This is a genomic window from Nostoc flagelliforme FACHB-838, from assembly GCF_014698065.1.
GTDB classification, from domain to species: Bacteria; Cyanobacteriota; Cyanobacteriia; order Cyanobacteriales; family Nostocaceae; genus Nostoc; species Nostoc flagelliforme_B.
Window position 1 is genome coordinate 1 of sequence record NZ_JACJSI010000151.1, and the last position, 14,567, is coordinate 14,567.

Consider the following 14,567-nt stretch of genomic DNA (forward strand, 5'->3'; position numbering starts at 1 on the left):
AGCGCGGGAAGTTGGGCTTAATCCGCCCCCAATCCATCGGTTGCCAGTTTTTGAATGGGTCAAGTGACTGAATCCACGTCCCACCTAGTAATAGGTGCTGATACATTTTTATGTATCCATCTGTTACCCGACCCGCATTCTTACGTGGCAGTTTATCAGATATGAACAGGAAATCATAAACTGATTCTCCCTCTACATGGAAAAAGTTGCGCTTAATCAAGCTTCGATGAATGGCGCTACCAGCTAACAACTCATGGTATTCCGCTGCCGTGAGATTGTTTGGATATTCAGTTGTCGCTGCATTCATCGGTTCTCCCCTCGGAATTCCTTGGAGAGAACTCTTTCAAGCTGCGAAACTCTTGCTCTAGCCTGGATATTCCTGAAATTACCTGATGTCACAGCAAAAAGTTGCCGTGCGAACACTACACTATCACACCCCATGCGCTCAACTACAGCGCTCTTAGGTTTGCTATCTATCACGATATTTTCCCCTGATAACTTGGTTTACAAGCTTCAGAGGGGGTTGTATCAGTCAACAGTCAACAGTTATCAAGGACTGGAATTCTAACTGATAACTGGTAACTTGTAACTAATAAATGGTATTCGCGCTGCTACATCTTTTAGCTACAAAATTCGGAGTTTTTTTTAATCTAATTTAACATTTCACCAACTTGAAGAATTTCAACAGCCAAAAATTCGCCACCAAAAATTCGACGTTCTGGTAACACTCCCTGTATAATAGGGAAAGCAGCGCGGATTTTCTCTTTTGACCAATTAGTGGAATTAAGTCGCCAAACTTTGTAGTCCACTGCTTTGGTTTCTAGGAGACACCCCCGCTTGAAGCAATTCATTTTTTACTTTTTGGACAAAGCGCCTACTGCTAAGTGATGTTTTGTCCTTTCAATTTTTGTATTGTTGTATACTTTTCTCCTTTTGCCGCTTCAACTAGCCTTGATTTTACAGAAGTTCTGTCCTTGTAACATCTAGCCTGATCTTGTTTTTTCAGTTCAAATTTCTCAATATCTGTTGATAACTGTTTGAGAGAGAATTTGAAAATTGGCAAAAACCTTGCACAGTATGATTGCTCAGTCGAGTTAACAATTTTACTTAAAAGGTATTTAGACGTAAATGTTGGACTTAGGCTTGAACACTTGGGCGTTAAAAAGTGTAGTTTTGGCTCCTCCACTAAAAACTTATCTTTATCTATTTGACTAAGTTAACCAACGCTACAGATATTCACTGGAATAGCTACTGGCTGTTGGCTGTGGTCAGTACCTCCCTCATTTGAACTAAAAATTAAGTATGACAAGGCATTTAAAGGGTAGTATTACTACATTAAAGAAGTAACATTTTAATCTTACATCTCAGAAGGTAAATTAGGAAACCAGCTTATATTAAGAAATATGAAGCATTTATAGATGAACTATGATTAGAAATACATATAAAGTATCGGTTACAGTAGCGTTGTACTACGGCTAACTATGAATTTAGATATAGAACGAGTGCTGGAAATTTTAGAAGAACAAGTGCTTCAGAGTACCGGAAGGTATTTGTCGAAAGCTGAAAAGGCTGTAATCAAGGGTACTTGGGACGGCAAAGAATATAGAGACATAGCAAGTGACTCAGGATACAGCGTACAGTATTTACAGACAGGAGTAGGGCCACAGTTATGGACAATGCTTTCAGAAGTTATTGGTGATGCAGTACAAGTAAAAAAAGCATACTTAAAAAATATTTTGATTAAATTTACAAAAAAGTATTACATGGAGCTAGAAGCATCTAAGCTGGATAATGAGAGTCTGGTCGGCAAGACTAAAGTGTATGGGAAATTGCCTAAGATAGTGAATTTTTATGGGCGACAAGAAGAGATTGGTGATTTAAAAAAGCAAATTAATATTTTTCAAGAGTCTTGTATAACTGTAACTGGAGTTGGAGGGGTAGGAAAAACTTTATTAATAGCCAAAGTAATTGAAGAAATACTTTTTGAACATCCAAATAGGTATGATTATGTAATTTGGAAGTCAACTAATCGTTCTTCCTCGATCAATGATTTACTTTCCGAAATACTCATGATTTTCGATGTAGAAGCAAGTAATAAGCCTCTTACCACCAAGATATCTTTGTTATCAAAGCAGTTTCAGGCGCACCGCTGTTTGTTAGTGCTAGATGGATTTGAAAAGCTAGTAGAAATAAATAATTATGAAAAGAAATTAGAATATGAAGATTTCTTTGTTGGGCTTACAAACGAAGACCATCAAAGTTACATTATTTTAACAAGTCAGATACCTTTAGAAGAAATTACTCATTTAACTACAAGCTTCTCTTTTTTCTCTTTACAACTAGAAGGCTTAGAGGAGAGGGCAGCGCTACAAATGATACATGAAAAAGGTTTAGGTGGAGAGAAATGTCGGCAACTAATTGAAATGTATCGTGGAAATCCATCAGAATTAGAAGCAGTTATTAATAAAATTCATCGGTTTTTTGAGGGAAGTGTAGAAAGATTTTTTGAGTATAGTACTACTATGATGGGGCCTCAAATCCAAGCAATGCTACATGTACAGTTTGGGCAAGCTGGATTTTTGAATGATCTTCAAAAGCAAATCATGATTTATTTGGCACGTCAGATGTCAAAAATTCCTACTCCTATTCCTTTCTCTAAGCTTGTTGACGGCTTAAAGGAGCAATCATCTCTAGAAGTTTCAATTTCTGAACTAATAACAGCGATAGACGTTTTAGAGCGCCGCTCATTAATTGAAAGTAGTAAAAAATCAAGTAAGCAAGAAGTTAGTTATAGCTTACAGCCAGTTGTTAAAAAGTATATTTTAGTCGATCCTCTTGGTTTAGTAAATAAAGAAGAAAATAAAATGGCGACAAGTCATTTTATGTAGGAGTAAATGTGGTTTACTGCATAAATCCACTTTGCGTCCAACGCCACAATCCTGATGAAACTGAAAATTGTTTAGCCTGTGGCAATACTTTGCTAATAAACGGACGTATTCGGTTGTTGCGTCCGTTAAGTTCATTGGAAAATCAATTTACTTATACAGATGTTTTTGAGGTTGAAGACACTGGCACAAAATTGCATCCAAAATGTGAAATAAGAGTTATGAAGGTACTGAAATGGAGTGACGATACTAAAATAGTTGAACTATTTCAGCGAGAAGCAATTATATTACAAATCCTTAAACATTCGGGAATTCCTAAGTCTACTAAAGATGATTATTTTACTTTTGCACTAAATGATAAACTTTTGCAATTACATTGCATAGTAATGCAAAAGTTTGAAGGAGAAAACCTAGCTGAATGGGTAAAAAATCATGGGCGAATTACTCAACGTCTTTCATTAGATTGGTTGTCACAACTAATTAATATTCTTGATACTGTGCATCGATCTGGTTTTTTCCACAGAGATATCAAACCAGATAATATTATTCATCAACCTGATGGGAAATTAGCTCTTGTTGATTTTGGTGCAGGGCGACAGATTACTAGAACCTACTTAGCGAAAGTTAGTACTAGTGGAGGAACTAAGACAGGATTAGGCAGCGGACACGAAATAACTGTCGTCCGAACAGCTTGTTATTCTCCGTTTGAGCAAATTCATGGGCAGGCTGTACCGCAGTCAGACTTTTTCGCCTTGGGCAGAACTTTTGTTTACTTACTTACTGCTATTTCGCTAATTGAAATTAAAATAGACCAGAAAACAGGGAAACTACTTTGGAGGCAAAAAGCACCTCATATAGATAAATCTCTAGCTGATTTTATTGATGATTTGATGTCTCTATTTCCAGGGCAGCGGCCACAAAGTACTCAAGTAATCTTGCAGCGTTTACAACGTTTACCGCTAAAATCAAAGATAAATCGAGTAATTAAGTCTAAGATATTCAGATTTAGTTTAATTAGTTTATTGGTAGTCTTATTTATTAGTGGTTATGAAGGATATAGATTGTTATTGTCTAGCTACTACTTTTATGAAGGTTCTCGTCATTTGGATGAACCCAGCGTAGCTAGAAAATATTATTATTTAGCAACAATATATAATCCAAAAGATGTAGCAGCATATAGTAATTTAGCGCTAGCTTGTCAACAACTTTACGATATTAAATGTGTAAATGACAACTATGAGAAAGTTTTTAAACTTCAACCCAATACCTGGGAAGCACGATATGGACTAGGAAAATTTTACGATGACCAAGGAAAATACGACTTGGCAGAGGAGCAGTACAAATTAGCGATTCAGTATAGTAACAACCAAGCAATGAATGCTGTCAGCAATTTAGCGCGAATAAAGAACAGACAAGAAAAATACTCTGAGGCAGCAACACTTGCAATTCAAGGTTTAAGCCGTACCAAAAATCCTGAATGGCAAGCTGGGCTGTACAAAAATTTAGGCTGGGCAAGATTTAAGCAGCAGCGCTATGTAGAAGCAGAAGATTACTTGCAAAAGTCAGTAAAGCTGGACTCGGAAAGAGTAGATGCCTACTGTTTACTAGCACAAACGTATGAAGTAGTAGGTAACTTGAATAAAGCCAAAATATATTGGGAAGTGTGTTTGCTATCAAGATCTGGCCTACCAGAGGTACAAAAATGGAGAGAACAAGTATTACAGCGTCTGCTCCAGAAAAATTGACCTAAACATGCCATTTCCAGTATGCTGTCAATTAAATTGCAAGTAGCTTGATAAATATGATGCTGATTGTACCAAAATCAACAGTCCAAGGAGAAAGAAAAGTCTTTCAAGCCCAAATTGCAGCGATTGCATCAATACTAATTTTTTCAAACTTTAGCAGTGCATGGGGTCAGCGCCCATCAGTAGCAACAAGTGATTCAATAGAACAGGAATGTGCGCCTGTGGCTCGAATTATTAATGGTGATTTACATAAGGTAGTAGGAAGCCAAGTTTGCAAACAGGATAAGTTGCAATCAGCTAACGGAGCTACAGTCGAAGTGTTTTGTTATGCAGACGGAAATATTTTACAACTTTATAGTGGTATTATTGGTGAGCAATGCTCAACGCTTCTTAATAGCCCAAGTCAAGATTGTGTTTCTAGAAGTAGAGGCGCTTGTTTAAAAGTTAAAGGCCCAAATGAGCATGAAAATAGACCTACACTAATTACTCCTTATAGTCCTTTAATCTTAAATACCCGTCCGACGTTATCTTGGACTCCTGTTCGGAATGCTAGCGGCTATATAGTGCAAATCAAAGGTACAGGAGTCGAGTGGTCAAAAGAAGTTAATTCAACTTCACTGCTTTACCCCAAAGATGAACCGGCTATGCGATCTGGAATTATCTACGAGGTAAATGTACTTGCTAAAATGGCGGAACAAGACTTTATTGGCAAATCCTCTATCTTGATGATAATGCACGCTGACAAAGCGCAGCAGGCAAAAGCTATCATTGAGCGCATACAAACTCTGAATTTATCTCCAGATGAGTTAGCTGTAGACCTTAATCATCTATATAAAGCAAACGACTTGCTAACTGAAGCAATTGAGGTTTTGAAGGAGCGAATTCAAGCAAGAACTCAAAATCCTACTATTTATCGAGCGTTAGGAGACCGTTATTTAGATGTAGGCTTGCCTCAATTGGCAAGTCCTAAATATAGGATAGCGATGCAATATGCGAAGCTTGGAGGGGATTTAAATGAATTAGCTAAAGCGCAAGCAGGACTAGAATTGTCGCTGCGACAACAACCATAAGTTGTCCACAGTTTTACTCATATTAAATTGCCAAATTATGGTTGTCAGACCAACACGTTTCAAAGCCAGTCGCCAACCAGAACAAATCCGGCCCAAAAGTAAGGATGCTCATATTTATGATTAGACATTAGCTTTAATTGTGCAAAGCGCAGTGCTTCAGCTTTAGGTAGACCATTTCTCAAGCCTCTGTAGAATTCTTCCATTAGTAAAGTAGTAGATTCTGCTTCTACTAACCATAGGCTAGCAACTGTACTACGCGCACCTGCTTGAGATGCGATACCAGCAATTCCTAATGCCGAACGCCGATCCCCTTTCGCTGTTTGGCAAGCACTTAGGACAAGTAGATCAATTCCAGAACGTTCAGTTTTTAGTAAAAATTTCAGTTTTTTAACAGTAACAGGAACGTCCCAAGCTAAGACAAAAGTTTTTTCCGGGTCAGAGCTAAATTGACCGTGAGTACTAAGATGAACAACTTCAAGTTGATTATCTTCCATCTTTCGTTGAAAGTCGTCTGTGGTAAATTGGGCGTTGAGTAGTAGTTCTGATCCTGGAGCAGTTTTTGTTTTAATGCTTGCGACCTCCTTTTCAACTTCAGGGAGAGCTTTAAAACTTTCAGGAACTAACGAATTATTGAAACTAGGTCCTATCTCAGAAATCCCTGCAATTAATGCTCTGATATTTTTTGGATTTAAAGCTCGGCTCTGCCAAAAGTTAGAACTTGAAGCCGTTGAAATATTGTAATGCTTTACTAGATAATTTTCTCCATCGTACAACATAGAAATAGGTAGATTTTGAAAGTAAGTATCTAGCACTAATATTAAATTACCGGAATCAGGTAAATGCTTTTTGATAGGTGCAAATACTAAATTATAAATAGTTTGAGGGTAAACTAGTAAATTAGAGTGCCGGATTCCAATAAGTTCTTGATTTTGAACGCCAAAAACTAAACTATCAATACTATCGCTAAGTAGCTGGAAATCTACAGTATGTCGATAAAGAGAACCTTGCGGAGTTTGAACAATTACTTCCGCTCGGTTTTTTAATTTAATTAAATGTATTATTGGTGGTAAGTTAGCTACTCTAGGACTATCAATTAAAGAAACTGATGTTAGTTTACCGCACTGTAAAAAACTTTCTAATTCAGCAATTTTTAGTTTTTCTTGAGTTTTGATTACTTTTACTAAGTTGGGGTTATTCTCAGATAAATTTAACTCCATATATTCTAGGTATACAGGTTCAACTTTTTCTTTAAATTCCCACTGAATTTCTGGATTAATAGCTAAAATACTACCTCGAACTTGATCAAGGCTATTGATAGCAGCCGTATATGCTTGCGTCGCTTTATTAAAATTATTAGTGCGCTGATACAAGCGTCCTAGTTGCCATTGCCACTTATAAGCGATGTCCGTAGCTTTAACTGATTGGGCTAGCCCCACTGCTTGTTCTAAAGATTTTTTAGATTCAAGTTCTTGCCCTAAAGAGCCATAAATGTTACCAATAGTTCCTGAAGCATAAGATTCTGCTCGTTCATTATCTAACTTTTGAGCCAATGATTGGGCTTGTTGAGCAAGGAACAACGCTGCTTTTAATGAGTTTTCACCATTAGGGAAGATAAATTGTTTTAACTTACTATTTTCAGCGATTCGTGTTAAAGTTTCTACAAAATTCAGTCGAGCATAAATAGATTCGATTAGTGGAAGTTGCTCAAACTGATTTGGTGTTGTTAATAATTGTTTGATTAAAGTTTTAATAGCTTGCCTTCTGGTGTCAATATCTACATTTGCTATATCGGGCCATTTCTCCATTTCTAGTAATAAACTTAATTGATATAATTGTGGCAGTACCGGAATATCTCTCAGGTTTTGATATTGCTCGAAAGCCAAATTAATTTTAGATTTAGCTGTTATAAAAACCTTTTGTTTGCCTTCCGGATCGTCCATCATCTGATATCGGCTCTTAGCTTGATTATAAAGAGTGCGTTCCGTATTCGCTTGACTTAATAATAATTGATTATTAAAATTTGATTCTAAGTTCAGCCTTTTAGCCATTACAGAAGACTTTGATAAGACAATTAAAGAGGCTTCTAAATCCCCAAGCATTCGTAAGACGTCACCTAAATTGCGGAGTGCGATTACTCGCACTTTTAACATTGGTTGCTTTTGTAAAGCAAGGCTCAATCGCTCTTGAGATTCTTCTAAAGAGTATTGCCTTTCTTGAAGTGAACTATTACAAAGCCAATTTTTCATTTCCAAAGCTTCAACGAGAACCTGGCAAGCTTGAGGGTACATACCACTAGCCTGAAATGCCAAGCTTTGATTAATCAAGCTACCGGTCATTCCATTAGAGTCGTTTAATCGTTTGTAAGCTTTGTAAGCTGCTTGCCAAGTTTGTTGGGCGGCTTCAACTTGCCCTCGATGAAGTTGCTGATATCCTCCTTGAGTAAGGCTTTGTGCATAAGAATGTTCAGAAGGGGTGGGCTGAGATTTTGCTTCTCCCAGACACAAAATTACCAGCAGACTCAAAGATAGCCCTAAGCTTAAGTATTTCAAATTCCATAAGTAATGGATAAATAAACGCCGTTTTCTTGCCATGTTCGAGAGTCCGTATTTGTATCAACTGAAATCAAAGGAAGTCCCCAGTCGAGTCGAGCATTAAAGCGATCGCCTGACTGGTACTGCAAGCCTAATCCTACAGAAGCTAAAGTGCTTGCAAAATCTGGGTTTAACTCATCAGATTTACCATTGTTCCAAGCAGTCCCTAATCCAATAAATGGTATCACCTGGATTTCTCCCTCTTCTCCTGTCCAAGCTTTTATACGTAACTCCGCAGAAACAAGAGCTGCATTGTCAGTTACAAAGGTATCCTCACGGTAGCCACGTATAGTCGTTGCGCCGCCTAAACTGAATTGTTCTAACGCGGCAAGAGGTCTATTTGCTAATTGTATTTCTGCCCTTCCCAAGAAAACTACATCACTAGACAACTGCCGCAGCCACGCCGCTTGACCTTGCCAAGAAAAAAATCGGCCATCAGGAGCAGAACTATTAATGGTTGCATCAAATGCACCAATACCCCAGCTAAAGCCAGAGCGTAATAACAAAGCCCCTTTGAGGGAGCGTTGCGTCCAATCCTGGAAAAATCTCACAGCGGAAATTCGTGTACGTCCTGTTGAATCTGCTCCCTTAGTTAACGGGTATGGAGTGCCATCAATTGATGATTCGCTTTCGAGCCGGGAAAACGTCAATCCCAAAGCAAATTCTTGGTAGGTTTTGTTGTCGGCTTTTTTAATTAATGGTTGACGATAAGTAAATTGGTAAGCACGAGCATTAGACAGAATATCTAGATTACTAAGTGGACGTTCAATAATATTGGTCGAAGCATTCACATAGGACAACTGTAAAGTCCCGCTTTGTGGGTTGATGGGGATAGAGTAGCTGGTTGCAATAGTATTACTTCCTTCAGTATTTTGATATCCAACACTCAAGCTATCACCCAGCCCTAAAAGATTAGCATGATTTAGTTGAATTCCACGTTGAAAGCTACCAACAGCAGGTGAACGATGATTGTCTAAAATGACTTCTGCTTTAAATGGCTCTCGTTGCTTCACTAAAACGTTCAAGACAGTTTTACTAACTTGAGAACCTTTATCTAACTCTGCCGAAATTGCCTCAATTAAAGGATCTTGTTGCAATACCAATAAAGCTTCAGTAACTTGATTACTATTAATAACTTCATTTTGGCTTGGTAGGCGGGAAAGGATGTAGTTTTCCAAGCGTGAGCCGCCTATAACGTTAATTTTCTCCAGTCTTCCTTCAACTATCTGAATAGTGATTACTGCTCCACTCGCATTCGTTGCTTGATTTTCATCAAATGGGATAAAAGCTCCAGAAGTAATGTATCCTCTGTTTACATACAAATTGGTGACGGCACTTCGAGCATCAAACAATTCAGTAATAGTAATTTTTCTTCCTCTATAAGGTGCTACTACTGCCTCTAATTGTTGTGTAGTGAATACTGTATTATCTTTAAATACAAATCGGTCAACTTTAAAAGTTACTTGATTTGAATCAGGGATTTTAGGAGGAGACTTTATAGAAGGAGGCTCTAGTATTTGTTCTCCACTTGAAGGCAAGGGAGATGGAACTTTTTGAGGCTCTCGTATTATTGGGATTTGTGTAGGGACTTGACCTAGATTTACTACTTGTGCTAGTACAGGCTTGATTGCTAAACTCAAAACAGTTAGGAGAAAAGTTGCTTCACAAGCATTATTTAAATATTTGAATTTTGGCATGACCAAAATGTTCCTAGTAGTATAAGTAAAAGCAACTTTTTTAAAGTATTAAAAAAGTTAAAATATAGAAATTAGATCGGTTAGTGGTGGGACTAAATCTCACCACTGTCTTGTTGAACACGTAATAACTAAAATTTGATGGGAATTTGAACTAGTTTATTTATCTGCTAATTAAACTCCAATTTATACGCTCATCTTGACGTGTTTTTGTTAAGAATTTTATCCTTATAGATAACTAAGATTAATGCTTTTAGTTACTATTTCTTATTTCTGCTCATCTGATTTTTCAAATTCCTCAGAGCGGTGGCAAGGAGCATCTGCTCCAAAAGTGTATGCAACTTTATTAGACGGTCTTTTTGTGAAACTTATTGTTCCGTCACCATTATCTATCACTTCTTGCACCTCAACAAGCTTGGGGGGTAATTCACCTTCAGTTGATTCTATAATCTCCTTAAATTGGAGAGTTGAGGTAGGGATAAACTCATCAGTCCAACCATAAAAGCTGTTGAGGTTCTCAGTGGGACTAGCCGGAATAACTCCTGTTCTTACATCCACAAACTCTGCTGCATCTCCCAAGCGTGCAGTGCAATCCAGAGCAGGTTCGGGTGGCTGAATTCCTGATGGGGCTATTATCTCTTTGCTAGAACCAACTTTTGGTGCATTAATCACAACTGTACCGTTAACTCCTTTTTCAGAGGTTGCTGTAGCCTCGCTACCTGGAGCGAAGAAGACTCCTATACCATTAATTACAATATCGCCGCCCCGCCCTTCAACTGCGTTCGCTGTAATATCGCTGTTTTCTCGTGCAAATAACGTACCCGTATTGATAGTTATATCGCCTCCATTACCATTACCACCGGCATTTGTGGTAATGGTACTGCCTCGACGCAATTGTAAATCTTGAGAGTCAAAAATGATGTTGCCACCTTCACCACCTTTAGTTGAAGCAGAAACTTCTGCTTTATTATCTAGGCGAACAGAGTAAGCATTAACTCTAAGTGTTCCAGCGTTTTTTGTACTATCGTTTCTAACTGTAACCGAAGCACTATTTTTCACATTTAAGCTTGGTGTATTGATAAAAACGTTTCCCGATACAGCGTTTGGCGGTTCTTTAAGGTTGTATATATAACTTATAAAAGGGTCGCCAGTACCTACAGAGGATACAATTTTACTAGGATTTAAAGAAGGATTAACTGAGCTTACTCCACTAACATCAACAGATTTAAAAGCGTCAATATTTATGTAACCAGAATTACCAGTTTTTAGCCCAGATGCCGAAATTCCAGCTCCATTTTCAACTATTAATTGTCCTGTTTTAATATTTATATTGCCAGAATTACCAGCAGAAATAGATAACGAAGCTATATTACTTGGTGAAAAAGTAGGAATAGGCTCTGCTTCAGGAGCGAACAATACGAAATCAGCATGACCTCCTGATATATTTAAAACTTCAGAAACATCTACGTTTATCTCACCTCCTTGACCGTCACTAAAGGTTGAAGACTGCAAAGCTCCTCCATCTTGAATTAATAATTTATTAGTCGATAAATTGATTTTACCCGCCTGACCAGAACCATAAGTTACAGTACTAAGTGTAGAACTAACTCCAGAGCTTTCATTGTCTGCTTTGCCAAGTATTTCAATTGATTCATAAGAATTTACAATTAAATTTCCGCTATTGCCAGTACCAAAAGTTAAAAGAGCGATAATTTCAGAATCTCTAACAGTTAGTCTTTTCGATGAAATAATAATATCAGCTCCTTTACCAGATTCAGTTGAAGTGATAATACCTCTATTAATTCTCGTTCCACCTAAAAATGGTTGTACATTAAAAGATGTTATTCCTGTCATATCTAAAGTTTCAGATGCATCTACACGTATTGCTCCTGAGCTAAGAGAACCAAAATTCGCAATTAAAGCTAGTGAACCGTCTGTGAAATTTATATTTTTACCTTGAATATGAATATCTCCAAACTGGAATCCACTAGCATCTAATAAAGACTGTCCAGTAAATCTAATATTTCTAAAGTTTTTTGCTCCTTCATAATTAAAACTCCATCCTGAAACACCGGGTATCAATCTAACCGTACCACTATCAACACTGCCTACTTCGATCCCACCAGAAGGGGCTGTCACTACGCCACCATTAAATGAAACATCACCTCCTATCAAAGCAAAGGTTTTACCTGGTTGCAAACGCAGTCCATTTTGACTTTCTCCTGCCCCTATTAAAGTGATAGAAGCTGCAACCTGATTACCGAATATAAACTGTGTGTGTCCAGTTCCCTGCACGTTAATTGAACCAGGATTTTCTCCAAACTGTAATCCTTGAGGAACTTTTACGGATAGTATTGTATTAGATCGAGGATTCGTAGCATTAAATTGAGTACCATCAGGAAAATTAATACTACTAGCAGTGCTGCCTAAAAAAGAGCCGCCGATATTAAGATAAGCACCAAGACCAAAAAAAATCCCATTTGGATTAATCAAAAACAAATTTGCACTCCCGTTAGCTCGAATTGAGCCATAAATATTAGAGATGGATGAGCCTGTCACTCGGCTAATAATATTTTGAACCTCTAAAGAGTTATTGATATAAGCCTCGCTTCCAGTAGGAATAGAAAACTTTTCAAAACTGTGGTAGAGGTTGCCACTTACCTGAGTTCCTCCCTCAATAAGGCTGTTGTCCCCCTGATTAGTAACGCGGGAATTGTTGGGGAGACTTGTATCTGGAATTACTTGTGCATGAACAGGAGAAATAAGTAAAAAGAAAATATCGAAATATAAAAGTATAACAGAAGCAAAGTAACCGGATGTATTTTTCATTATTAGCTATCAAACTCATTATGATAATTATTGAGCAAAATGATATAGATTGGCAATCTTTATAAGATAAAATGTCCTATACAATTTCAAATAGCGGAATAAACTTATCATGTCTATGCCTCAAGGATCAAGAACTTCATCTTTATTGCAAAAAATCCAGTTTTTGTTTCGCCCATTAGAAACTTTAGATAACTGGCATCAAGAATATGGTGATACTTTCAGAGTTCTTGAGAACGAGCTTCCTGCCATCATTTACTTTAGTAGCCCAGAGGCTATACAAAGAATTTTTACAGCTGATCCAGAATATCTTAGCTCTACTCAAAAGAGTAATGTAACAAAACTATTGTTAGGAGAAAATTCTATCATCTTTCTTACAGATCAACATCATCAACGCCAAAGACGATTGCTGTTGCCTCCTTTTCATTCAGAACGAATGCGCGAGTATAGCCAGATTATCTGTGCGATTACTGAAGAAGTTATAAGCCAGTGGCATCCTGGAAAGTTTTTTGTAGTTCACTCAGTTATGAGAGAAATTTCTCTGCGTGTTATTCTTAGTGTTGTGTTTGGACTGCAAGCGGGCAATTATTACAATCAACTGAGACAGATGCTTAGTTCGCTGTTTGAAACTTTTGACCATCCTTTAAGTTCTATACTTCTACTATTCCTGCCCGTCTTTCAAAAAGATTTAGAAACCTGGAGTTTACAAACAAATCTTATGCGTCAGATACAGCAGATCAATCAAGTAGTATATGCTCTTATTGCTGAACGGAGATTACAAGACAATCCTTCAACTAAAGACATTCTGTCCATGCTTATAGAAGCGCGTGACGAATCTGGAGAATCAATGGCAAATATTGAACTACGCGATTCTTTACTAACACTAATTTTTGCTGGTTATGAAACCACTGCATCAGCTATCTCTTGGGCATTGTACTGGAGCCATTACTTACCAGAAGTTCAAGAGAAGCTTTTGTCTGAACTTAACCCTCTCATTCCTGCTAGAGATAAGAGCGAAGTGGCTAGACTACCTTATCTTAGTGCAGTTTGCTCTGAAACATTGCGTCTTTATCCAATCGCCTTAAACGCTTTTGCGCGGGTTGTACAAAAGCCTATGGAAATTCTAGGCTATCAGCTTGAACCTGAAACAATTGTGAACGTCTCAATTTACTTGGCTCATCAAAGAGAAGAAGTATACCATGAACCAAAAAGTTTCAAACCAGAACGCTTTTTAGAAAGACAATTTTCTCCATACGAGTACTTACCATTCGGTGGTGGCAATCGCCGCTGTATTGGCGCAGCTTTAGCACAACTTGAAATTAAACTTGTGCTAGCAACTATTTTGTCACGGTTGCAATTAGCATTAATTACTCCCCGTCCTATAAAGCCTATTCGCCAAGGACTCATTATGATGCCTCCCAAATTTGAAATGGTAGTGACTGGAGTACGTTAGAAAACTCATCTTAACTGCTCTCTGTATCTGCAACTTTAAGTTGCAGATGTTTTCACTTATGTGGGCTTGCATTTCAGCCTCGGACTGGGAGCATTCGATGCCACGATTAACCAAGAGGCTCCCGACAGCCGCTTCTTTTCATGGCAGGGGCAAGCGCAGTGGGCACGCCTTTTAGCTCGTGATACCTTAATGTTGCTGCATCTGAATACGCAACTAGCTACTACTACACTTTTGCCGCTAGAACAGTTTGGCGCGGGTGGTGTGGATAGTGTACGAGGATATCGCCAAGATTTTTTATTAGTT

10 protein-coding genes are annotated in these 14,567 nt (G+C 37.9%); 5 read left to right on the forward strand and 5 right to left on the reverse strand.

The genetic code is table 11. From position 1 onward, the window contains the following. On the reverse strand, positions 1–307 hold a 307-nt coding region (locus tag H6G97_RS33875), incomplete at its 3' end, for a hypothetical protein (protein WP_190944806.1). A 343-nt stretch (positions 308–650) separates the two neighbouring features. Then, entirely contained in the window at positions 651–851 is a 201-nt protein-coding gene (locus H6G97_RS33880) for a hypothetical protein (RefSeq protein ID WP_190944807.1), read from the reverse strand. Positions 852–1,481: 630 nt separating this feature from the next. On the opposite strand from H6G97_RS33880, the gene H6G97_RS33885 reads away from it, so the two are divergent. From H6G97_RS33885 to H6G97_RS33895, 3 genes are read left to right on the forward strand one after another with little or no spacing between them, the layout of a single operon-like run. Further along, positions 1,482–2,888 (forward strand): helix-turn-helix domain-containing protein, encoded by a 1,407-nt coding sequence (locus tag H6G97_RS33885; RefSeq protein ID WP_190944808.1) that lies wholly within the window; start codon positions 1,482–1,484, stop codon positions 2,886–2,888. 8 nt (positions 2,889–2,896) lie between these two features. Further along, complete coding sequence (locus H6G97_RS33890) at positions 2,897–4,630, forward strand: protein kinase domain-containing protein (RefSeq protein WP_190944809.1); 1,734 nt, start codon at positions 2,897–2,899, stop codon at positions 4,628–4,630. A 56-nt stretch (positions 4,631–4,686) separates the two neighbouring features. After that, positions 4,687–5,700 (forward strand): tetratricopeptide repeat protein, encoded by a 1,014-nt coding sequence (locus H6G97_RS33895; RefSeq protein ID WP_190944810.1) that lies wholly within the window; start codon positions 4,687–4,689, stop codon positions 5,698–5,700. A 59-nt stretch (positions 5,701–5,759) separates the two neighbouring features. Here the strand turns inward: H6G97_RS33895 and H6G97_RS33900 are convergent, their stop codons facing one another. The 3 genes from H6G97_RS33900 to H6G97_RS33910 form a co-directional block, all read right to left on the reverse strand. Beyond that, positions 5,760–8,291, reverse strand: a complete 2,532-nt coding sequence (locus tag H6G97_RS33900; RefSeq protein ID WP_190944811.1) for a CHAT domain-containing protein — start codon at positions 8,289–8,291, stop codon at positions 5,760–5,762. Beyond that, positions 8,246–9,988: a ShlB/FhaC/HecB family hemolysin secretion/activation protein gene (locus tag H6G97_RS33905; protein WP_190944812.1), complete on the reverse strand. Its 1,743-nt coding sequence runs from the start codon at positions 9,986–9,988 to the stop codon at positions 8,246–8,248. Before H6G97_RS33905 ends, H6G97_RS33900 begins: the two co-directional genes overlap by 46 nt. A 264-nt stretch (positions 9,989–10,252) precedes the next feature. Continuing rightward, positions 10,253–12,814, reverse strand: coding sequence for a two-partner secretion domain-containing protein (locus H6G97_RS33910; protein WP_190944813.1), 2,562 nt, complete (start codon positions 12,812–12,814; stop codon positions 10,253–10,255). Between the two features lie 109 nt (positions 12,815–12,923). Here H6G97_RS33910 and H6G97_RS33915 point away from each other — a divergent pair, with 109 nt between their 5' ends. Continuing rightward, on the forward strand, positions 12,924–14,264 hold the full coding sequence (locus H6G97_RS33915) for a cytochrome P450 (RefSeq protein ID WP_190944814.1): 1,341 nt from the start codon (positions 12,924–12,926) through the stop codon (positions 14,262–14,264). 60 nt (positions 14,265–14,324) lie between these two features. Then, positions 14,325–14,567 (forward strand): ShlB/FhaC/HecB family hemolysin secretion/activation protein (locus H6G97_RS33920; protein ID WP_338421896.1); only part of this gene is annotated, 243 nt, incomplete at its 3' end.

What these genes read in the sequence shown, in the direction of transcription:
- H6G97_RS33885 (WP_190944808.1), top strand. Translation starts at nt 1,482, where the DNA reads ATGAATTTAGATATAGAACGAGTGCTGGAAATTTTAGAAGAACAAGTG.
- H6G97_RS33915 (WP_190944814.1), top strand. Translation starts at nt 12,924, where the DNA reads ATGTCTATGCCTCAAGGATCAAGAACTTCATCTTTATTGCAAAAAATC.
- H6G97_RS33895 (WP_190944810.1), top strand. Translation starts at nt 4,687, where the DNA reads ATGATGCTGATTGTACCAAAATCAACAGTCCAAGGAGAAAGAAAAGTC.
- H6G97_RS33900 (WP_190944811.1), bottom strand. Translation starts at nt 8,291, where the DNA reads ATGGCAAGAAAACGGCGTTTATTTATCCATTACTTATGGAATTTGAAA.
- H6G97_RS33880 (WP_190944807.1), bottom strand. Translation starts at nt 851, where the DNA reads ATGAATTGCTTCAAGCGGGGGTGTCTCCTAGAAACCAAAGCAGTGGAC.
- H6G97_RS33910 (WP_190944813.1), bottom strand. Translation starts at nt 12,814, where the DNA reads ATGAAAAATACATCCGGTTACTTTGCTTCTGTTATACTTTTATATTTC.
- H6G97_RS33905 (WP_190944812.1), bottom strand. Translation starts at nt 9,988, where the DNA reads ATGCCAAAATTCAAATATTTAAATAATGCTTGTGAAGCAACTTTTCTC.